Annotated in this window: 19 protein-coding genes; 11 read left to right on the top strand and 8 right to left on the bottom strand. The window is 65.8% G+C overall.

Features of this window, described 5'->3' with window-relative positions:
* The first annotated feature begins 97 nt into the window (after positions 1 to 97).
* Positions 98 to 1003, top strand: a complete 906-nt coding sequence (locus tag SM753_RS09160; RefSeq protein ID WP_135536789.1) for a DMT family transporter — start codon at positions 98 to 100, stop codon at positions 1001 to 1003.
* 83 nt (positions 1004 to 1086) lie between these two features.
* On the opposite strand, the gene SM753_RS09155 is transcribed toward SM753_RS09160, so the two are convergent.
* Both SM753_RS09155 and hemB read right to left on the bottom strand, forming a co-directional pair.
* Positions 1087 to 2745 (bottom strand): ammonium transporter, encoded by a 1659-nt coding sequence (locus SM753_RS09155; RefSeq protein ID WP_323191464.1) that lies wholly within the window; start codon positions 2743 to 2745, stop codon positions 1087 to 1089.
* Between the two features lie 441 nt (positions 2746 to 3186).
* Positions 3187 to 4167, bottom strand: coding sequence for a porphobilinogen synthase (gene hemB / locus SM753_RS09150; protein WP_135536790.1), 981 nt, complete (start codon positions 4165 to 4167; stop codon positions 3187 to 3189).
* Positions 4168 to 4285: 118 nt separating this feature from the next.
* Here hemB and SM753_RS09145 point away from each other — a divergent pair, with 118 nt between their 5' ends.
* The 3 genes from SM753_RS09145 (at position 4286) to SM753_RS09135 (ending at position 6169) form a co-directional block, all read left to right on the top strand.
* Positions 4286 to 4924: a DedA family protein gene (locus SM753_RS09145; protein ID WP_135536791.1), complete on the top strand. Its 639-nt coding sequence runs from the start codon at positions 4286 to 4288 to the stop codon at positions 4922 to 4924.
* A 76-nt stretch (positions 4925 to 5000) separates the two neighbouring features.
* Positions 5001 to 5597, top strand: coding sequence for a GNAT family N-acetyltransferase (locus SM753_RS09140; protein WP_138796431.1), 597 nt, complete (start codon positions 5001 to 5003; stop codon positions 5595 to 5597).
* Positions 5597 to 6169, top strand: coding sequence for a GNAT family protein (locus SM753_RS09135; protein WP_323191363.1), 573 nt, complete (start codon positions 5597 to 5599; stop codon positions 6167 to 6169). Before SM753_RS09140 ends, SM753_RS09135 begins: the two co-directional genes overlap by 1 nt.
* On the opposite strand, the gene SM753_RS09130 is transcribed toward SM753_RS09135, so the two are convergent.
* The 5 genes from SM753_RS09130 to SM753_RS09110 form a co-directional block, all read right to left on the bottom strand.
* Positions 6163 to 6795: a PH domain-containing protein gene (locus SM753_RS09130; RefSeq protein ID WP_323191362.1), complete on the bottom strand. Its 633-nt coding sequence runs from the start codon at positions 6793 to 6795 to the stop codon at positions 6163 to 6165. The two genes, SM753_RS09135 and SM753_RS09130, sit on opposite strands and share 7 nt — an antisense overlap.
* A 49-nt stretch (positions 6796 to 6844) precedes the next feature.
* A complete protein-coding gene (locus tag SM753_RS09125) occupies positions 6845 to 8944 on the bottom strand; it encodes a heterodisulfide reductase-related iron-sulfur binding cluster (RefSeq protein ID WP_323191361.1) in 2100 nt (699 codons plus the stop codon).
* A gap of 96 nt (positions 8945 to 9040) precedes the next feature.
* Entirely contained in the window at positions 9041 to 9745 is a 705-nt protein-coding gene (locus SM753_RS09120) for an energy-coupling factor transporter transmembrane protein EcfT (protein ID WP_135535245.1), read from the bottom strand.
* Positions 9739 to 10440 carry an ABC transporter ATP-binding protein gene (locus tag SM753_RS09115; RefSeq protein WP_323191360.1) on the bottom strand — a complete coding sequence of 234 codons (702 nt, stop codon included), beginning with the start codon at positions 10438 to 10440 and terminating at the stop codon, positions 9739 to 9741. The genes SM753_RS09120 and SM753_RS09115 overlap by 7 nt, the downstream gene beginning before the upstream one ends.
* Entirely contained in the window at positions 10437 to 11018 is a 582-nt protein-coding gene (locus tag SM753_RS09110) for a biotin transporter BioY (protein ID WP_323191359.1), read from the bottom strand. The genes SM753_RS09115 and SM753_RS09110 overlap by 4 nt, the downstream gene beginning before the upstream one ends.
* A 154-nt stretch (positions 11019 to 11172) precedes the next feature.
* Between SM753_RS09110 and SM753_RS09105 the strand changes: the two genes are divergently transcribed.
* The 7 genes from SM753_RS09105 to SM753_RS09075 all read left to right on the top strand — a co-directional run bounded on the left by SM753_RS09105 (position 11173) and on the right by SM753_RS09075 (position 17201).
* Complete coding sequence (locus SM753_RS09105) at positions 11173 to 11772, top strand: conditioned medium-induced protein 4 (RefSeq protein WP_323191358.1); 600 nt, start codon at positions 11173 to 11175, stop codon at positions 11770 to 11772.
* A 321-nt stretch (positions 11773 to 12093) separates the two neighbouring features.
* On the top strand, positions 12094 to 12534 hold the full coding sequence (locus SM753_RS09100) for a hypothetical protein (protein ID WP_323191357.1): 441 nt from the start codon (positions 12094 to 12096) through the stop codon (positions 12532 to 12534).
* A gap of 85 nt (positions 12535 to 12619) precedes the next feature.
* Positions 12620 to 13750 (top strand): hydroxymethylbilane synthase, encoded by a 1131-nt coding sequence (hemC, locus tag SM753_RS09095; RefSeq protein WP_323191356.1) that lies wholly within the window; start codon positions 12620 to 12622, stop codon positions 13748 to 13750.
* Complete coding sequence (cobA, locus tag SM753_RS09090) at positions 13747 to 14544, top strand: uroporphyrinogen-III C-methyltransferase (protein WP_323191355.1); 798 nt, start codon at positions 13747 to 13749, stop codon at positions 14542 to 14544. The genes hemC and cobA overlap by 4 nt, the downstream gene beginning before the upstream one ends.
* The gene (locus SM753_RS09085; protein ID WP_323191354.1) at positions 14541 to 15284 is read left to right on the top strand and encodes a uroporphyrinogen-III synthase; all 744 of its coding nucleotides are present in this window, start codon (positions 14541 to 14543) and stop codon (positions 15282 to 15284) included. The genes cobA and SM753_RS09085 overlap by 4 nt, the downstream gene beginning before the upstream one ends.
* Positions 15285 to 15324: 40 nt before the next feature.
* Entirely contained in the window at positions 15325 to 16737 is a 1413-nt protein-coding gene (locus tag SM753_RS09080; RefSeq protein WP_323191353.1) for a DHH family phosphoesterase, read from the top strand.
* Positions 16738 to 16835: 98 nt separating this feature from the next.
* Positions 16836 to 17201, top strand: coding sequence for a DUF5518 domain-containing protein (locus SM753_RS09075; RefSeq protein ID WP_135535236.1), 366 nt, complete (start codon positions 16836 to 16838; stop codon positions 17199 to 17201).
* A 915-nt stretch (positions 17202 to 18116) separates the two neighbouring features.
* Here the strand turns inward: SM753_RS09075 and SM753_RS09070 are convergent.
* The gene (locus tag SM753_RS09070; RefSeq protein ID WP_323191352.1) at positions 18117 to 19904 is read right to left on the bottom strand and encodes a VWA domain-containing protein; all 1788 of its coding nucleotides are present in this window, start codon (positions 19902 to 19904) and stop codon (positions 18117 to 18119) included.
* Positions 19905 to 19943 lie beyond the last annotated feature (39 nt).

Below are 19943 nucleotides of genomic sequence, written 5' to 3'. Positions count from 1 at the left end.
GCCCCGGAAAAGACGTTTCTGGACGCGGCGAGCTGCCGTGTCAACAATTATCAACACGATGAAAATAGTTTTGCCGACTGCCAGCTTTCGGATACGCGTGACGAGATACCGAACTGTGGCCGGGTTCGTCCTTCTCGGCACCGTCTGGGGAACGTCCTTTCCGGCGGCGAAAGCGGGACTTGCAGTGTTACCGCCGGCCCTGCTCGCCGCGTTTCGGTTCGACGCGGTCGCCGTTCTCGTTCTCGGGTACGCCGCCCTCTCGGACGCGCGCTGGCGGCCGGGCGGTCGGGACTGGCTGGCTATCGTCGCCGCCGGCGTCTGCATCGTCGCCGTCCACCACGCGCTGTTGTTCGCCGGGCAGCAGTACGTGACGAGCGCCGTCGCCGCCGTCGTGGTGAGTTCGATCCCGGTTCTCACGGCGGGCGCGTCCCGCGTCGCGTTTCCGACGGACCGACTCGACCCGGCGACGGTCACGGGCCTGTTTCTGGGTTTAGCCGGCGTCGCCGTCGTCGCTCGGCCCTCCCCGAACGACGTCGACGCCTCGGCTTTCGGAGTCGCCCTCGTGTTCGGGTCAGCGCTGGCATGGGCGGTCGGCGCAGTGGCCGTCGAACGGGTCCGGACTGACCTCTCCGCGCCGGCGCTCCAGGGATGGGCGATGGTCGTCGGCGCACCGCTGCTGCACGCGGCGAGCGTCGCACTCGGGGAACCACAGACCGTGGCGTGGTCCTCCCGGGCGCTCGTCGCCATGGCGTATCTCGTGGTCGTCGCGGGCGGCGCGGGCTACCTGCTGTACTTCTCGTTGCTCGACCGCCTCGGCTCGCTGGAGATAAACCTCGTGAACTACCTCGTCCCCGTGTTCGCCGCACTCGCCGGGTGGCTTGCGCTGGGCGAACCGCTCTCGCTCGCGACCGTCGTCGGATTCGGCGTCGTGTTCGCGGGGTTCGGACTGGTCAAGCGCAAGGCGCTCCGGGACGTGTTGCGGGCGCGAACGACCGCGTCGTAACGCGGCCGCGGGACGAACAGTGGAAAGCTTTCGTTTCGGCGATACCGGGACCCGCGTGGTCCGGATTACAACGGCAGGCGCGTCTACACCGCCTCGGGACCGCGGTTGCCGGTGCGCACCTGGAGGGCGTCCTCGACGGGCAGCACGAATATCTTCCCGTCGCCGGGTTCGCCGGTCTTCGCGCCGTCGCGGATCGCCTCGACCACGTCGTCGGCCGGGATGTCGGCGACGACGCACTCGATCTTTACCTTCTGGTGGAGGTCGACCGTGTACTCCTCGCCGCGCCACTGGCCCGTCTTGGCGGGTTGGCTGCCGCGGCCGGAGACGTTCGTGACCGTCAGCGACGGCGCGCCGGCCTCGGCGAGCGACTGTTTTATGTCGCCGAGTCGGTCGGGGCGCACGATAGCGGCAACCATCTTGATGCCGCCCGCGGCCGCCGTTCCGCCGTCCATGCGGACAACGTCGGACCCGCCGTCGGTGACGGTGTCGGGCGTGCCGAACTCGGGGTAGGTGTCGACGCCGTGTTCGGAGACGTCGAGGCCATCGCGCTCGTGTTCCGGCGAGACGCGGGCCTGTCCGACGGCGTTGAACAGTCCGAACACCGCACCGGTCGCGAGGACAGTCCACGCGGAGATGACGGCGACGCCGGCGACCTGTGCGGCGAGCAGGCTCGCGCTGAACCCGTCGACGTGGAAAAACGGGATCAGCAGCGCGCCAACGACCCCGGCCGACCCGTGGACGGGGAAGACGGCACAGACATCGTCTATCTTCAGGCGCTTCTCGACGAACTCGAAGACGAACGGGAGCTGTGCGCCGGCGACGAGACCGGAGATGATGCCGCCGTACCAGACAACGACGTTCGCGGACGCGGTCACGCCGACCAATCCCGCGAGCAGGCCGTTAGCGACGTACAGCGTGTCGACTTTCCCAGTTTTGTACAGCGCGGCCAAGCCGGCCCCAACGGCCCCCGCGGCCATGCCGAGCGTGGTGTTTAGAGCGACGCGACCGACCGTGTCGAACGCGCCGAGCACTAGAGAGCCGTCCTCGACGGCGAACACCGACGCGGCCGTCCCGACGTTGAAGCCGTACCAGCCGAACGCGAGGATCAGCGTGCCGAGCGCCGCGAACGTCATCGAGTGCCCGGGAATGACGTTGACGGAGCCGTCGGCGTTGTAGCGATCCATCCGCGGACCGATGACGTACGCCGCGGTGAGGCCGGCGATGCCGCCCATCCCGTGGACGATCATGCCGCCCGCGAAATCGGCGAAACCGGCGCCGATGACGTCTGCGATCCAGCCGTTCGCCGATTCGGGGTTGATCGCCAGCAGGCCGCCGCCCCAGGTGAAACCGGTGACGACGGGGTAGATGACCGCGGCGAGCAAGACGGTGTAACCGACGTACGCGCGGAGTTTCGCGCGGCCCGCGACTGCGCCGGAGACGATTGTCGCGGCGGTCATCGCAAACACCGCGCCGAACAGCCAGCCGACCCAGTCGTTGACCGCGTTGGTCGTCATCGTGCTGTAGAGGTCCGCGGGGGCAAAGTTCCCGCTACTGGTTAGCGTCCCGACGACGGCGGAGACGCCGGCACCCACGACGAAGAAGGCGAGGACGCCGACGCTCCAGGTCAGCAGGTTCTTCGTCAGCTGATTCGCCACGTTCTTCGAGCGCACCTGCCCCGCCTCCAGCATGGCGAAGCCGGCGTGCATGAAAAATATCAGGAACGTCGCGACGAGCACCCACATCAGGTTCACGCCCTCCGCGATCACCTGCGGGTCGACCTGTAGCGCCGTCGTCACGCTCCCGTCACCCCCGGATCAGACGGAATAGATTCGGTTTTTAGACGTACGTTCCTCGAATCTTCTTTTGGCACCACATTCTGATTCTGTATCACGATATAACTTCATTACTGTTGTCCTTATAACAGTTGTTGTTCCCAAATGTCCTATTTTTGGTCGCTTGGTTCGACAACCATCCGGAGTAATACGGGTTATTACGAATATAAGGTGGATGAGCGTCGGGTAACTGGACGATCGGATCGAGTAAATCCCACGATCGTTTGCGGTGGCGGAGCTACGCCGGGTAAGCATCGCCGCCTGCGATCACGGCAAACGGGGGCGAGACGGCAGTGATAACGGCGAACGGTTGACGAGACGGCAGAACTACCGACGGCGGTCGGACACGGGTTAGAGCGCGTCCGCGACATCCTCGGCGAAGTACGTCACGATGAGATCCGCACCCGCCCGTTTGATCGAAAGCAGCGACTCCAGAGCAGCACCCTCCAGATCCAGCCATCCCTTCTCCGCCGCAGCGTGGATCATGGCGTACTCGCCGCTGACGTTGTACGCCGCGACGGGGTGGTCGAACGACTCGCGGACGTCGCGAACGATGTCGAGGTACGGGAGCGCGGGTTTGACCATCAGCGCGTCCGCCCCCTGTTCGACGTCTCTCGCCACCTCGCGTCTGGCCTCGCGGCGGTTGCCGGGGTCCATCTGGTAGTGGCGGCGGTCGCCGAACGCGGGCGCGCCGTCGGCGGCATCGCGGAACGGACCGTAGAAGGCGCTCTCGTACTTCGCCGCGTAGCTCATGATCGGGACGTGGTCGTGACCCGCCTCGTCGAGGCCGTCGCGGATAGCCCCGACCATCCCGTCGGTCATGCTGCTCGGCGCGACCATGTCCGCGCCGGCGTCGGCGTGAGAGACTGCGGTTTTCGCGAGGAGGTCAAGCGTCTCGTCGTTGCGGACGGTCACGTCCGGGTCGTCGGCTGCGCTCTCTTCGAGTACGCCGCAGTGTCCGTGATCGGTGTACTCGCACAGGCAGACGTCGGTGATGACGTACGCGTCCGTCGCCGCTGTGATCCGCCGAGTCGCTTCCTGGACGACGCCGCTTTCGGCCCAGGCGCGGCTACCGCGGTCGTCTTTCGACTCGGGGATGCCGAAGAGGATGATGGACTCGATTCCGGTCGCGAGCAGTTCCTCGACCCGGCCGACAGCCTGGTCGACGGGGACGCGCTCGTGGCCGGGCATCGATTCGATCGGCAGGCGTTCGTCGGTCGTTGCGTCGACGAACACCGGCGCTATCAGGTCGCTCGCGTCGAGGTCGGTCTCGCTGACCATGTCGCGGATACCGTCCTGACGGAGGCGGCGCGGGCGTCGAGTGAGGGTCATACGTCTCCTTACGGCGCGGCGATAAAAGGCGTCGCGGTCGCGCTCGGCCGCGCAGGGGAACCCGTATCGCCGTCGTGTCACAAAGCATTTTACCGGCGTGGTGGTTGTGAACGGACGAATGCAATCGGAATCGGGAACCACGGCCGTCGACGGGAACCGAGCGCGACGGTTCCTGGCCGATTACGGTCCGCTCGTCCTCGCCATCTTCGTTGCCGTCGCCGCCCTCATCGGTATCGCACTGGTGTTTCTCGGCGACGAGGAACTCGCCCGACAGTGGTTGAGTCGCTACGGCCTGCTCGCGCTGTTTGCCATCCTGATCCTGGAAGGGGCGATGCTGCTCTACTTCGCGCCGAGCGAGGCGCTGGTGCCCGCCGGCATCACTCTGCTTGCGGATTCGGCGCTCGACCACGTCGCTATCGTCCTCGTCGCCGCCGCGGGGGCGACCGTCGGCCAGTGGGCGCTGTTCGCGCTGGCGAAACGTTACGGGCGCGAGTTCCTGCTCGACAAACCCTGGTTCCGGGTGAGCGAATCCTCGGTGAGGCGGTTCGAGGGCTGGTTCGACCGGTGGGGCCGTGTGGTTATCCCCGTGAGCAACGCCCTGCTTTTCACCCGCGGGATGCTCACCGTCCCGGCCGGGTTCGCGGAGATGGACGACGTGGAGTTCATCGCCCTCTCCGCTCTCGGTAGCCTACTCTTCCAGACCTGGTTAGCGGCCACCTGGATCTATCTCGGCGAGTACGTCACCGCGCTGTTTTGACCCGCCACGGCGCGTGAATGATACATGCTACCACACCGACGGTAGAACTATTTCGAGCGAGTCGAGTGGTGAAGTCATGCCCGGTGCGACCTTTCTCGCTGGCGACCGCGTCGACCTCCGAACCGTCGAGGAGGACGACCTGGAGTTCCTGCGAGACCACAGCAACGACCCCGCGATACGACGCCCGATGACGTTCGACACGCCGACCAACCTCGAACAGCAACGCGACCGCTTCGACGACATGTACGCCGACGACGACGCCGGCTTCCTCGCCTGCGTCGACGGCGACCCGGTCGGTTACGTGATGCTCTTCCACGTCGACGATTCGGCGGGCCACGCCGAGATCGCGTACTGGACCACGCCCGACGCGCAGGGAGACGGGTACACGACGGAGGCCGTTGCCCTGCTCGTCGACTACGCGTTCGACGAGCGTCGCCTTCACCGCCTCCGCGCCCGCGCACTGGAGAGTAACGCCGCCTCGCGCGGCCTGCTTGAGAAACTCGGCTTCACGGAGGAGGGCGTCCAGCGCGACGAGACGTTCGTCAGCGGCGAGTACGTCGACACTCACTTCTACGGCCTGCTAGAGAGCGAGTGGGACGGTGTTCGGCCGAGCAGAGAGAGATCGGAGTCGGGAGAAGAGCGAAGCGAGTCCGCCGACGGGGAGGCGGTCTGATGCCCGGCGCTGCCTTCCTCCGGGGCGATCGCGTCACCCTCCGGACCGTCGAGGAAGAGGACCTGGAGTTCATCCGGGACAACATCGACGACCCGCGGGTCCGCCGACCGCTCACGAGCGCGAACCCGACGAATCTCGAAACCACTCGCGAGCACTTCGATGAACGGATCTCCGACGACGACGCGGGGGTCGAACTCGCGGTTTGCGTCGACGATGGCCCCCGCGACGGCGACATCCTCGGTACCGTCTCCCTGTTCGACGTCGACAACTCCGACGGTCACGCCGAGATCGCCTACTGGCTCTCGCCCGACGTTCACGGCGACGGCATCATGACCGAGGCCGCACGCCTGCTGGTTCGCTACGCCTTCGAGGAACTCCGCCTCCACCGCGTCCGCGGGCGGGCGTTAGCGACAAACCCCGCCTCTCAGCGGGTGCTCGAAAAGACGGGGATGCAACGGGAGGGCGTCATGCGCGAGGCCGAGAACGTGAACGGCGAGTACGTCGACATGGTGTACTTCGGCGTCCTGCGCGAGGAGTGGGAGGAACGGGACTGGCGCGTCGGCGCTCAGTAGTTACCCGCCTTCCGTTCGGCCTGGCGCTGCCGGACGACGTTCGCGATCTCCTCGTAGTTGCTGATACCGCCGAGAGTAAGCCCCTGCAGGCCGCTCATGGCGAGCAGGCTGCCACGGGAAAGGATCGAATCAGAGACGGTGATATGGCCGTGGCCGAGGAAACGCTCGACGAACGAGGCCCCGGTCTGCATCCCGCGAACGTCCTCCATCCACGTCTCGTTGGTCTGTTTCGACGAGATACCCGTGACGACCACGATCCGACGGTCGGTGACCAGATAGCGTACTTTCTTGCGCTGGAACCAGACGTAGCCGACGAGGAGTGCGGCGACGACGATACCGACGCCGACCACCTCCGTTTCGCCGACGAGAAGTGATCCCACGACGACCAGTCCCGCGATGAGCAGGTGAAAACTCCACGCCGACCACGCGGGGCGAGCGTCGACGAGAATCTCCTCCCCGTCGAGAAGGAGAGGCATGATGGCGGCGTTTCCGTTCCGCACCGACTCGGTTGTTCGAGCGTCATCGTGCCGTGCCTGTTGGTCGCCCCAGCCATCGCCGTTTCGCCTCCCGTTTGATTCGTTCGTCTCTCGCTGCTCCTCAGTGCGGTCTTCACTGGATCGAGACATGACAATATAGAAATGATACCGGAACGTCATAAAAGAACGGACTGAACCGTCAGGCCGCGGCGACGCGCTCCTCCTGGCCGAGCGCCTCCGCGACCAGTTCCGTCAGCCCGACGACCTCTATCTCGTCTTCGAACCCGCCGGTCTTGCGCCCGTCCTCGTACATCGTCGCGCACATCGGGCAGGCCACGACGAACTTCTCGACCGCGCCGCCTGCCTCCGTGTCTTCCAAGGCCTCCCGCAGCCGCTCCTCGCTCGGCTTTGGCTCCTCGTCGAAGTCCATCCACAACCCGCCACCGCCGCCGCCACAACAGAACGAGTCCGAGCGGTTCCGCGGCATCTCGTAGAGGTCTGCACCCGTCGCGCGGACCAGGTCCCGCGGCGCTTCGAACACGTCGTTGTACCGCCCCAGGTGACACGGGTCGTGATACGTAACCGTGTAGTTCAGGTCCGTCCCGTCCAGGGCCAGCGCGCCCTGACTCGCCAGGTCGTCGACCACCTGCGTGTAGTGGAACACGTCCTCGGCCTCCCACTCGCAGGCGTCGAACTCCGGATACTCGTTCATGAACGTGTTGAACGCGTGCGGGTCCGTCGTCACTATCTTCTCGAACTCGCAGTCCTGGATCGCCGCCGCGTTGTCCTCCACGAGCATCTCGTACAGTCCCTCCTCGCCAACTCGGCGCACGTCGTTGCCCGCAGTCTGTTCGTCCTCGTAGAGGATCCCGTAGTCGACGCCCGCGTGCTCGAACACGGTCGCCAGCGCCCGCGCTATCCGCTTGTTGCGCTCGTCGTAACTCGGGTAGTCGCCCACGTACCAGACGTATTCGACCGCCTCCTCGCGGGCGTCCGGCACCTCGAAGTCCAACTCTTCGGCCCAGTCGGGGCGCTTGCGGTCGGGGTCCCCGAACGTGTTGCCGTTCTGGAACACGTTCATCATCGCCTCCTGGACGTTCTCGTCCATCTGCCCCGACTCGGTCAGCCGCCGGTTCATCCCCGTGAACTGTTTCAAATGCTCTATCTCGACCGGACAGGCGTCCATACACGCCATACACGCCATGCAGGACTCCATCGTCGAACTGTCGATGACGCTCGCCCCGCCATCGGCGATGATCGCCTTCTCCTCGGTCTCGCCGGCCTCGACCGACTCGCGGTAGGACTTCAGGTCAAGGATCACATCACGGGGGTCGAGCGGCCGGCCCGATGCTTTCGCCGGGCAAGCCGACGAACACCGGCCGCATTTCGTACAGGCGTCCTGGTCGAGGACGTCCTTCCAGGAGAAGTCCTCGACGTCGCTGTAGCCGATCTCGTCGGGACTGGCGTCCTCGGGGACGCCCGGCAGGCGTTTGCCCGCTTTCTCGTCGCGCGTGACGACGTTTGCGTACGAGGAGATCATGTGGAACGGTTTCGCGTACGGGACCGATGCGACGAACGCCAGCGCGAGGACGGCGTGAGACCACCACGCCCACCAGTAGAGGTCGACGGCCAGCGACTCGGTCATGCCGGCGATAACGAACACGTCGGCGAGGAACCAGCCGACGAAGCTGACGGTTTCGAACTCGGGGAAGCCGGTACCGACGATACGGATCCCCTCGGCGACGTAGCCGCCGACGCCGAGCAGGAACAGCGACCAGATGAAAAGGTCGTCTTCAGCACCGGTGTGTTTCCCCCAGAGGCGCTCGTTGCGGACCCAGTAACGCCGGTACAACGCCATGCCGATACCGACGACGAACAGTAGGCCCATCGCGTCCATCGTCAGCGAGTACGCCAGATAGAAGTCGCCGGTCCAGAACGAGTCGCCGAGCTTTCGGGCGAGGTCCATGTCGATGCCGAGGATGGTCGTGCCGATCAAAAGCGTCAGGAAGCCCCAGAAGATGAACGCGTGCATCAGCCCGGCGTAGAGGTCACGGTCGAACTGCTTCTGGTTGGAGAAGACGATCTTTGTCGCGGAGACAACGCGTCCAGGCAGGTCGTTCAAGCGGTCGAACCAGTCGTCAGTGCCGCGGGCGTAGCGGGCGAACCGCTCGTACACCCCGTACAGGAACACCAGAATCGCGACCGCCGCGAGGTAGTAAAACAGGACCTCTCCGACCTCGCTGATCGTCCAGAACGTCTCGCGCGTGACCGCGCCCTCCGCCTGGGCCACGAATGTCATGTACGATCACGCGGAGACTGGCCGCTTAAATCTTGTTACCGCACTTCCCGGTCCACCCCGGTTGTGTCCCCGTCAAATATAGAACACGCAGTTAGTTTATATCAGTGAGGATAGGGCCAGTGCCGCCGAGGCCAGACAGAGTGCGCCGTCCCGCCGACGGAACGCGAGCGCCGGTAGGGTCGGGTTCCAGGCGAAACACCGGGCGCGAAGCGCCAGTGCGAGACGGTCGGCGCGGTCGAACGCCCGTTCGACGCCGCCGAGCGCGACGATCCGCATTCGGTCGGAAAGCGGGCGTTCCCCGCCGAGGCGCGCGGTCATAGCTGCACGGATCCGGCGAAGGTCGGCGACCAGAACCGGGAAAAACCGGATCACGATGGCAACGCCCGCGCCGAGCACTCGGCCCGGCTTCCCCGGGACGAGTCGCTGGAGTGCGGCACGGGACTCCCGAACCGGCGTCGACCGGACGTACGCCGCGCTGACGAGCAACACCGGAACGACCCGGTAGCTCAGCCGCGCCGATTCGACGGCCGCGTCGAGGTCGATCCACGGCGGGCCGACCTGTATCGCCGCGAAGACGGGCGCAAGCGCAAGCAATACGAGCGGGAACCGAAACGCCGCGAGGACACGGCGTAGGGAGAGCCGCGCCGTCGCGAGCACCGCAAGCGCCAGCAGCGTCGCCGCGGCGAGCCCCCGGACGGAGACGTGTGTGAACGCCGCCGCGGCGAACCCCCCCTGAAACGCGAGTTTCGCCCGCGGGTCGAACCCGTGCGCGAGCGACGACCCCGGCTCGTAGGTCACCATGGGACGCGCACGCCCAGCGACGACAGTTCGTCGTCCGCCTCGCCCGGCGGGGCGTTCACGGCGACGCGACCATCCGCCAGCGCGACGATGCGGTCGGCGAGCGAGCGCACGTCGCGCAGGTCGTGTGTCACCACGACGACGCTCGTTCCCGACCCGCTGAGCGCGTCGAGGTGGTCGACCAGTCCGGTTCGAGCGGGTTCGTCGAGCCCCGTAAACGGTTCGTCGAGCACGAGGTGGTCGAGGTCCATCGCGAGCGCGCCCGCAACTGCGACGCGCTCTTGTTCCCCGCCGGAGAGTTCGTCGATGCGTTCGTCTCCGCGGCCCGCCATGTCGACGGCCGAAAGCGCCGCAGTCACCCGGCGGTCGATCTCCGCCCGGTCCAGCCCGAGGTTCTCCGGGCCGAAGGCGATGTCAGCACCCACGGTCGCCGCGACGAAGCAGTCCCGCGGGTTCTGGAACACTATCCCGACGCTGGTCCGCGCGGCCACCAAGTCCTCGGCGACCGGTGTCCCGTCGACGACGACCTGGCCCTCGTCGGGCGTCAGCAGTCCGTTGAAATGCCGAACGAGCGTCGTCTTGCCGCTACCGTTCGCCCCTGCCAGAACGACGAACTCCCCGTCGTCTACCGTGAGGGAGACGCCGTCGACAACGGGTTCGTCGCCGTAGCGATGGACGAGATCGCGAGTTTCGATCATTGTGACGGCAGGCGACCGCTTCGGGCGACGGCCACTGTGGCGGCTATCTTCACCGCCTCCGCCGGGAAGAAGACGACCGCGCCGGCGATGACCGCGTCGGACAGGCTGTATCCCGCGACGATCATCAGCCCCGCGGCACCGCCGGCGTAGATGAGCAACGTTCCTGCGACCATCGCTCCGGCCAGAACCGGTTTCGAGACGGTGGCCGGGTCGCGAAGGGAGGAGCCCCGGTGAACGACCGCGCCGATAAGCGCCGCGGCGAACGGGTACGAGAGGAGAAATCCGCCCGTCGGTCCGACCAGCGTTCCCGGTCCTGCGCCGCCGGTCGCGAACACTGGGAGGCCGATCGCCCCGACGGTGAGATACAGCACGACCGACGCGGGGCCCCACAGCGGCCCCAGCACGATGCCCGCAAGGAACACGCCGAACACCTGCATCGTCACCGGCGCGGGCGAGAGCGGATACGGAAACGAGAGTTGCGCGAGCGCCGCCGTCAGCGCGGCCAGCAGCGCCGCCGTCGCGATATCCTCGACCGTGCGGTCGCCGACCAGTTCGACTGAATCCGTGTCCGTACTCATACCCGCTACTCTCGCCGACCCGGCAATGAACGCACTGGTTTACCGTCGTTCGAACTCCGGTTGACGAGATCGGTCGTCCGTCTCCGGCGAAGCCCCGACCGACCGTCAACAAGCTTTTATGTATGGCACTGGTGAACGTCGTTCCATACCAGTTATGGACGAAAAAACCGAGGAGCTCCGTGATATCTTCATCGACGTCACGGACGAGGACACGGTGACGGAGTCCCAGGAGGAGACGCCCGGGTCGCTCACCGGTCAGGACGAGGGAAAACGGGACCGTTTGGAAAGCGTCATCGCGAGCATGCGTGACCGCTACGAGTTCGAGGTGGACCTGTCCGACGAGGCGCTCGTCGACCTCGTCGAACTGTTCTACGACGAGGAGAGCGACGCCGAGATCGCGCGCCAGTTAGATATCTCCCGCAAGGCCGTCTTTCGAGCCCGTATGAACCTCCATCTCGTCCGCGACCGCGATAGGGACGCGCCGTTCGACCTGGCCGAGTTCCGCGAACGTCTGACCGAGGACGCCTCTACCGCCGACCTCGCCGACGCCTTCGACGTCAGCGAGTCGACCGTCCGCCGGTACCGCCGCGTCGTGCGCACGGAAAACCGGTCCCGGCAGGCAAACGACCGCTACCGCGACGAGTTCGATACGATACTCGCCGACGGCGGGCTGGCGACCAACATGACCGAAGACATCCAGGAGGACGGACTGGACGACGCCACGGAAGGGATGGAGACGGACGTTTCCTTCTGAGACGACTTTTTCTCCCGCTCGGGTGCGCGAAGCGCATCGCTCGTGGCAAAAAGCTCCACCGGGAGGGCACCACTCTCCCGAACCTCGCTCCACTCGTAGAGAGGCAAAAACTCCGGTCGCCCACTCGCTTTGCTCGTTCGCTCGCGGAGCTACTGCTGGCGACCGCCTGCCCTTCCCCGTCCTCGCGAGCGGAGCGAGCGAGGGTTCGGAAGAGCTCCGCTCTTCCGGTGTACGCTCGCGCGCGGCGCGTTCGAGCGCCGCGCTCTCGTGCCGGCCGAATGGTCGGGATCCTTTATCCTCCGTCGCTCCATCAGTTCGAGTATGGCCGCCCCTGACTCCACCACGCGCCTCGCCGACCGCCCGCGCGTCGACTCGAACTGGTGGTACGTCGTCGCCGTGACGCCGCTTTTTTCACTGCTTCTATTCCTTGTTACCGGCTGGATGGTCGCCGCCGTCCTCCTCGGGTTCGGGGGCGGATTGATGCCGATGATGGGACACAGCGGGACGCTGGCCGGGATCTTCACACTGCTGATCCCGGTATTTCTCTTCGGAACGGTCGGAACCGTACTCACTGCCGTGTTTCCCATCTCGCTGTACCTCGACGCGAAGGCAGTGCGAGCGGCCGACATCGGATGGGACCCCGACCCCGTCCTGTACGCGCTGGTGGCCGTCGTCGGCATCGTGTCGACGGCGTTCGCTTTCGGGATACCCCTGTCGCTTTACTACCTCTACCAGCGCCACCGGCACGTCGGGACGCCCTGAGAGGGCACACACCGGCAGGGCACACGCAGGAAACGAGTGCAACCGTGACGATGGAGGTTTCAATGGGGAACGCCGAGAAGGGGATATGAGTACGAACGAGACGATACGTCTGGCGACGCGCGGTTCCGACCTCGCCATGCGCCAGGCGGCGACGGTGAAGGCGGCGCTCTCGGACCGCCGCATCGACGCGGAACTCGTGGAGGTGGAGACGGAGGGCGACCGGGTGAGCGACGAACTCATCCACCGCCTCGGAAAAACCGGCGCGTTCGTTCGGAGCCTGGACGAGAAGGTGATAGACGGCGAGTTGGACGCCGCCGTCCACTCGATGAAGGACATGCCGACCGAGCAGCCGGACGGACTGATCATCGCCGGCATCCCGGCCCGCGCCGCGCCGGGCGACGCCCTCGTCACGCCGAACGGCCGCCGACTGGAGGAACTGCCCGAGGGCGCGACCGTCGGCACCTCTAGCCTCCGCCGGCAGGCCCAGATCCGGAACGCCCGCCCCGACCTGACCGTCGAACCGCTGCGGGGCAACGTCGACACCCGCATCGAGAAGCTACTCGCACCGAGCCTCCAGCGCGAACACGAGGAGCGGACGGAGGAGGAAAAAGAGCGCAAGGGCCGGACGGACGACGACGACTACCAGTTCCCCTACGAGCGCGACGTCGAGGAGTGGTTCAACGACCTCGCCGAGGTCGAGCGCCGCGCCCTCGAACGCGAGGTCGACGTCGAATACGACGCGATAGTGCTCGCCGAGGCGGGCCTCGAACGGAGCGGCCTCGACCACAACGTCGAGTACCAGCAGCTACCGACCGACGAGTTCGTCCCAGCGCCCGGACAGGGCGCGCTCGCAGTCGCCGCAGTCGAGGGCGAGACGGCCGAGACGCTCCACAGCATCCTCGACCACCCCAGAACGCGCGTCGAGACGACCGCCGAGCGCACCGTCCTCGCGGAACTCGGCGGCGGTTGCGTCGCACCTATCGGCGTCCACGCCGTCATCCAGGGCGAGTACGTCCACACCGCAGTGCAGGTGTTCGACCGCGACGGCGAGGAGAGCGTGACCGCGACGCGGGACCTCCCCGTCGAAGACCACGCCCGCGCCGCCCGAGAGTTCGCCCGCGACCTGGCCGAGAAGGGTGCGGACGACCTGATCGCCGAAGCGCGCCGCGAGAATGACGACGAGATGGAAGCCAAGCGGGAGATACAGGAGGAATGACGGGCACTGTCTACCTCGTCGGCAGCGGACCCGGTGACCCGGAACTGCTGACGGTCAGGGCCGCCCGCCTGATAGACGAGGCCGATGTCGTTCTCCACGACAAGCTTCCAGGCCCGGAGATCATCGAGGATATCCCCGAAGGAAAGCGCGAAGACGTCGGGAAGCGCGCGGGGGGCGAGCGAACGCCCCAGTCCGAGATCAACCAGCGCCTCGTCGACCTGGCCGAGGAGGGAAACGACGTGGTTCGGCTGAAAGGCGGCGACCCCTTCGTCTTCGGCCGCGGCGGCGAGGAGATGGAGTACCTCGCCGACCACGGGGTTCCCGTCGAAGTCGTCCCCGGCATCACCTCGGCGGTCGGCGCGGCGGGCGTCGGGGGGATCCCCGTTACCCACCGCGACTACGCCTCCAGCGTCTCGTTCGTCACGGGGCACGAGGACCCGACCAAAGCGGAGTCGGCCGTCGACTGGCAGGCCCTGGCCGACACCGGCGGCACCATCGTCGTGCTGATGGGCGTCGGCAAACTGCCCGACTACACCCGGGCGCTCCGGGAGGCCGGGATGGACCCCGAGACGCCGGTCGCCCTCGTCGAGAGAGGCACCTGGCCGGAGATGCGCGTCGCGACCGGGACGCTCGACACCGTCGTCGACGCCCGCGACGAGCGCGGGATCGAACCGCCCGCGATCACGGTGATCGGCGACGTTGCGGCGGTGCGCGACCGCGTCGTCGAGTTCCTTCGCGGTCGGGGGAGCGGACGGAACGGCGGAGACGGACGTAGCGGAGGTGACGACGCGTGAACCGCGACGTACGCGCCGCCGTGTTCCGTCCCGACGACGAGCGCATCGACGAGGCCGTCGAACTGCTGGAGTCGCTCGGTGCCGACCCCGTTCCGGACCCGATGCTCGCGGTCGAACCGACGGACGCGACGCCCGACGCGGCCGACTACGTCGTCATGACGAGCAAGACCGGCGTCGAACTCGTCGCCGCCGCCGGGTGGGACCCCGGAGCCGCGACGCTGGTCGCCATCGGCGAGCGAACCGCCCGGGCGATGCGCGAGGTCGGCTGGGACGTCGATATCATTCCCGATGAGTATTCTTCGACCGGTCTGGTCGAAGCGCTCGCGGACGACGTCGACGGCGCTCGCGTCGAGGTCGCCAGAAGCGACCACGGGAGCGACGTGCTCACGGACGGCCTCGCTGACGCGGGCGCGAAAGTCAACGAAACCGTGCTCTACCGCCTCGTCAGGCCCGAAGGCAGCGGCGACTCCGCAGAACTCGCCGCAAGCGGCGACCTCGACGCCGCGCTCTTTACCTCCTCGCTCACCGTCGATCACTTCCTCGACGCCGCCGCGGAGCGGGGCGTCCGAGACGAGGCGATAGCGGGGCTGAACGACGCCGCGGTCGGGACGATCGGCGAGCCGACCAGGGAAACCGCCGAGGAACGCGGGATAGCGGTGGATGTGGTCCCGGAGACGGTGACGTTCGAGGCGCTGGCGACGGCGGTCGTCGAGGCCGCCGCGCCGACCTATCACGAGTGATCCGGAGGTTTAAGACCGAGGGAGCGCCAATCCGATTTCGATGGACGCCCCCGTTCCGGAGATGGTCGACCGCGCGGCCGCCTGCGCAGACCGCCTGCGCGCGGCCGACGAGGTGTTGCTCGCCTCGCATATCGACGCAGACGGCCTGACGAGCGCCGCCATCGCGTCGACGGCGCTGGAACGGGCGGGGATTCCGTTCGAGACGCTGTTCAGCAAGCAACTCGACGAGGAGGAGATCGCGAGCATCGCCGCTACCGAGTACGACACCGTCCTCTTCACCGACTTCGGCAGCGGGCAGTTAGATATCATCGCAGAGCACGAGGCCGCCGGCGATTTCACGCCGGTGATCGCCGACCACCATCGGCCGGCCGACGCGGAGACGGAGTTCCACCTCAACCCTCTGCTGTTCGGTATCGACGGCTCCTCGGAACTCTCCGGCGCGGGCGCGAGTTACGTCCTCGCACGAGCGCTCGAACCCGCGACCCGGGACAACCGCGACCTGGCCGGCCTCACCGTCGTCGGCGCAGTCGGCGATATGCAGGCGATGGACGGCGAACTCGTGGGCGCGAACGCCGAAATCGTCGCCGAGGGCGAGGCCGCCGGCGTCCTCGACACGGGAACTGATCTGGCGCTGTACGGGAAACAGACCCGGCCGCTTCCGAAACTGTTGGAGTACGCTACCGACGTGCGGATCCCCGGCATCTCGAACGACCAGAACGGCGCGCTTCGCTTCCTCGACGGCCTCGATCTGGAGTTGAAATCGGGGGGCGACTGGCGTCGGTGGGTCGACCTCACCGACGACGAGAGACAGACGCTCGCGAGCGCGCTGGTTCAACGCGCGGTCGAATCCGGCGTTCCGCCGGGGAAGATAGACGACCTCGTCGGAACGACGTACACCCTGCCCGCGGAGGAGTCGGGTACCGAACTCCGCGACGCGAGCGAGTTCTCCACGCTACTGAACGCGACTGCAAGATACGAGCGGGCGGATGTCGGTCTCGCGGTCTGTCTCGGGAACCGCGACGGCGCACTGGACCGCGCGCAGACGCTGTTGTCGAACCACCGGCGGAATCTCTCGGAGGGACTGGAGTGGGTCAAGGAGGAAGGTGTCACCCGCGAGGAACACGTCCAGTGGTTCGACGCCGGCGACCGCATCCGGGAGACGATCGTCGGTATCGTCGCCGGGATGGCCGTCGGCACCTCGGGCGTCGACCGTGACCGACCAATCGTCGCGTTCGCCGAGAAAGAAGCGGACGAGGTAAAGGTCTCGGCTCGCGGGACGGCACGAATGACCAGCAAGGGACTCGACCTCTCGTCGGTGATGACGACGGCCTCGCAGGCTGTCGGCGGCGACGGCGGCGGTCACAACGTCGCCGCCGGGGCGACGATTCCGGAGGGAACGCAGGCTGACTTCATCGACCGCGTGGACGAGCTAGTCGGAACGCAACTGTCGTAACCGCCGCTTAGGGGCGCTATTCCCTCTATAACAAAATAGCTCGGTCCCTTGGAGACCGACGTGACAGCAACTAGATTTTCCGATGAGGTGATCGACCGATGACGAGTTGGCGAGCGGTGGGGATCGGCTTCATCGTCGGTCTCGTCATCGCTACTGTCGGCCTCGCGCTACCGGTGATCGGGCAGATAGCCGGCGGTCTGGTCGGCGGCTTTCTCGCGGGCTACCTCGGCGGCGGCGGCCTCGGAAGTGGCGCGTGGCACGGGCTACTCGCCGGCGCGGTCGGCGGCCTCATAATCGCCGTGTTCGTTCTCGTCGGAACGTCGCTGCTGGGCGTGACCGTCACGGAACCTGTAAACGCCATCGTCGGCGGTGCGGGCCTCTCGCTCGTTGTTGTCTTTCTCTCGTTGCTGTTCGCGTTGGACAGCGCGCTAGCCGGGGCGATTGGCGGCGCGCTCCGGGGCTAAGGGCATCGTTACTGCCTCGAACTTCCGAATGCGATTCTCGCTTTGTCCGAGAAAAACTCGGAAAAGGCAAAGCGGCGTTCGTTCGGTTTGCCATTTTCGTATGGTGGAATATGGTTTATGAGCAGAGTACGTCATCCTCTTCAGGGTAGTAGCGGGGAGATCGCGCCGGTCGATAATGCGAAGATCAGTGTATCGGGTTGCGATACTCTCTGTCGCGCACACGTGCGTTCACCGACTGCCTTGTAGGTTTGATGAGAATCCGACCAGATCTACGGAAGAGACCGCAGGCACAGTCGAACGCCCACCGCCAACTCTGTGCCCGAGCGAGCGATAGTCGTCACTGAAACGGTTTACACGCTGATCGCACGCTGTCGGGCGACCTTGTCTGTGAGGACTTGCGAACGTAATCAGTGTCTCAGGCTGCGATACTAGGAAACTCGCACAACAACGGCGCAACCGAGATGGCTGCAACGGCAAGGCGTGCATTGGGAGTTCGGCGGTGTGATGATACACCGCTCAGCGGTTGATCGATTCCGGATCGAGAGTCGGCGTTTCACAGCGTTCACCGTGGCGGTGAGACGAAATTGCAGAGAAGTTCGGGTCGACCGAGCGCGTTCCGAACGAACGTCGCGAACGGAGCTACCGACAACATCACACGGGTCCGAGAGACAGTTCGTGCCGCACTACTTCGTGATCACTGGTACACGCCGTCGACGGCTGATAGAAACCTGGAATCAGGAGATGAAACACCGAGGGGACAACTGCTCAGCGACCCCGAAACGGGATGATCGGTCCGGACACCGGCCCGATAAACTAATAGTCGCGATATGAAATACGCCAGAACTGATTCCAGTCGGACGATGAGCGACTAACGACAGAACAGGGAAAGCGTGGGCGCAGAAAAGGGATTCGGCGCTACAAGTCCGGTGCGATGAGTCCGAACGCGGAGCCGTCGACTGCACCGTCGGCGGACAGTTCCCGGAGCAGGTTCAGGTCCTGTTCCAGTTCCTCGTCACCGAGCGCGTTCATTTCGTGCTCGAAGTGATCGGCGAAGGTATCGAATCGCCGCCGATAGGTGTCCGAGACGGACAGTGGGTCCGACTGGCGTTCCCACTGTCCGAGTTCGTACTCCTCGGGCGGTTCAACGTCGTCCTCGCCGTACTCCTCGGTGCGTTCGTCGACCATCCACGACTTCATGAGGTCGGCGTAGCGCGCGAGCAGGACGGCCTTGCGGATGCCGGAGTTGTCGAAATGCTCCGGCCCGTCGGCGGAGAACTGGACCGTCCGCTCCTGGCGGCGACGCTCACCGGTCCGGGTTTCGTACTCGGCCGAGAGGTTGATTTCCGGGTTACTACCGGTCTGGCGGACTTTTACGAGGATGACGCCGCCGCGAGTCCGGCCGCCCTCCGTCGGCGAGGGGAACAGGGTGTTCGCCCGTACGAGCGAGTCGGTCGCGTCCTCTGCCGCGGAGGTGCCGTACACCTCCTCGACGGCGTATCCGTCGGCGTCGAGTTCCAGCGAGAGGTCGAACACGAGCGGCGTGACCATGAACTCGAACTCCTCGTCGAGACGTTTCTCGAACTGGTCCGCTGAGTGGACGGAGTAGTAGTTCGCCCCGCGGACCGCCGTCAGCGCGTCGACCAGTTCGGTGTTGAAGTCGACCCCCATACCGACGAACGTGGTGTAGACGTTCTGTTCAGCGTTTTCCTCGGCAATACCGACCAGCCCATCCTCGGTGGTCGTCCCGAGATTGGGCATCGCGTCCGTGAGATACACCATCCGCGTCTCGTACTCGGTCTGGTCGGCGTCGGCGTACTCCGAGAGGAGTTCGGTTCCGGTTTCAGCGCCCGCGGACAGGTTGGTACCGCCGTTCGCCTGCAGTTCGCGGATGTGGTCGCGGATCGCACTCATGTCGGTGCGTTTGACTTCCCGCATCGGCTTGGCCACGTACGATCCGTTGTTGAAAAGCACCATTCCGAAGCGGTCCTCGTCATCGAGGTGTTCCGTCATCGACGCGACGACATCGGTCGCGACGTCTATCTTGGGTCGCTCCGTGTAGTTTTCGACCTCGTGGCGGTTGCCGAACCGGTCGTAGTAGTAGCGGTCGAACGGCGAACTCATCGACCCGGAGATGTCGAGGACGACGACGAGGTTCAGCGTCTTGCGCTCGAAGTCCTCGATGCCGGAGTTCAGCCCGACCGTCATGAACCGTTCCGGTTCGTCTGCCAGCGGGTCGGACGAGACGGCTGTGCTGTAGGAGGGACAGAACAGCGACGTGCAGGGGCGGTCGCTCCCGGTGTCGAAGTAGTACTCGTTGAACAACCCCTCGTAGGACAGGTCCGACGGGATCGGCAGATACCCCTCGTCGATGTTGTCACGGAAGTTGTTGACGTCCATCGCGCCGCCGGCCGTGAGGCCGACGTTGTTCGAGGACTCGGCGGACATCTCGACGGCGTCCCCCTGTGCGCTGGCGGTGTACGTCGCGTTAGCCGCCGATCCGCTGGAGAGATTATCCTGATGTTCGTCGGGGTCGTACTGCCAGTCGTCGATCCGCTCGTACATCTCGGTCGTTGTCGTCGTGTCCCCGGAACCGGCGGGACCGGAGTTTCCGGTGGACAGTTGTTGCGAACACCCGGCGATTCCGAGCGTTCCGGCCGCGGCGGCCAGCCTGAGATACCGTCTACGCGAACAAGGCTCTGCCATAGAGAAACCAAAGCGGACGAAGCATATCAGGCTACGGTA

It is taken from the genome of Halostella sp. PRR32, from assembly GCF_034808085.1.
GTDB lineage: Archaea > Halobacteriota > Halobacteria > Halobacteriales > Natronoarchaeaceae > Halostella > Halostella pelagica.
This window is presented reverse-complemented; position numbering and strand designations above follow the sequence as displayed.

Coding starts and splice junctions, on each gene's coding strand:
- hemB (WP_135536790.1), bottom strand. CDS start 4,167: ATGACCCTCACTCGACGCCCGCGCCGCCTCCGTCAGGACGGTATCCGC.
- cobA (WP_323191355.1), top strand. CDS start 13,747: ATGACGGGCACTGTCTACCTCGTCGGCAGCGGACCCGGTGACCCGGAA.
- SM753_RS09075 (WP_135535236.1), top strand. CDS start 16,836: ATGACGAGTTGGCGAGCGGTGGGGATCGGCTTCATCGTCGGTCTCGTC.
- SM753_RS09115 (WP_323191360.1), bottom strand. CDS start 10,440: ATGATCGAAACTCGCGATCTCGTCCATCGCTACGGCGACGAACCCGTT.
- SM753_RS09100 (WP_323191357.1), top strand. CDS start 12,094: ATGGCCGCCCCTGACTCCACCACGCGCCTCGCCGACCGCCCGCGCGTC.
- SM753_RS09125 (WP_323191361.1), bottom strand. CDS start 8,944: ATGACATTCGTGGCCCAGGCGGAGGGCGCGGTCACGCGCGAGACGTTC.
- SM753_RS09070 (WP_323191352.1), bottom strand. CDS start 19,904: ATGGCAGAGCCTTGTTCGCGTAGACGGTATCTCAGGCTGGCCGCCGCG.
- SM753_RS09155 (WP_323191464.1), bottom strand. CDS start 2,745: ATGTGGGTGCTCGTCGCGACGTTCCTGATATTTTTCATGCACGCCGGC.
- SM753_RS09130 (WP_323191362.1), bottom strand. CDS start 6,795: ATGTCTCGATCCAGTGAAGACCGCACTGAGGAGCAGCGAGAGACGAAC.
- SM753_RS09140 (WP_138796431.1), top strand. CDS start 5,001: ATGCCCGGTGCGACCTTTCTCGCTGGCGACCGCGTCGACCTCCGAACC.
- SM753_RS09120 (WP_135535245.1), bottom strand. CDS start 9,745: ATGGTGACCTACGAGCCGGGGTCGTCGCTCGCGCACGGGTTCGACCCG.
- SM753_RS09105 (WP_323191358.1), top strand. CDS start 11,173: ATGGACGAAAAAACCGAGGAGCTCCGTGATATCTTCATCGACGTCACG.
- hemC (WP_323191356.1), top strand. CDS start 12,620: ATGAGTACGAACGAGACGATACGTCTGGCGACGCGCGGTTCCGACCTC.
- SM753_RS09145 (WP_135536791.1), top strand. CDS start 4,286: ATGCAATCGGAATCGGGAACCACGGCCGTCGACGGGAACCGAGCGCGA.
- SM753_RS09135 (WP_323191363.1), top strand. CDS start 5,597: ATGCCCGGCGCTGCCTTCCTCCGGGGCGATCGCGTCACCCTCCGGACC.
- SM753_RS09110 (WP_323191359.1), bottom strand. CDS start 11,018: ATGAGTACGGACACGGATTCAGTCGAACTGGTCGGCGACCGCACGGTC.
- SM753_RS09080 (WP_323191353.1), top strand. CDS start 15,325: ATGGACGCCCCCGTTCCGGAGATGGTCGACCGCGCGGCCGCCTGCGCA.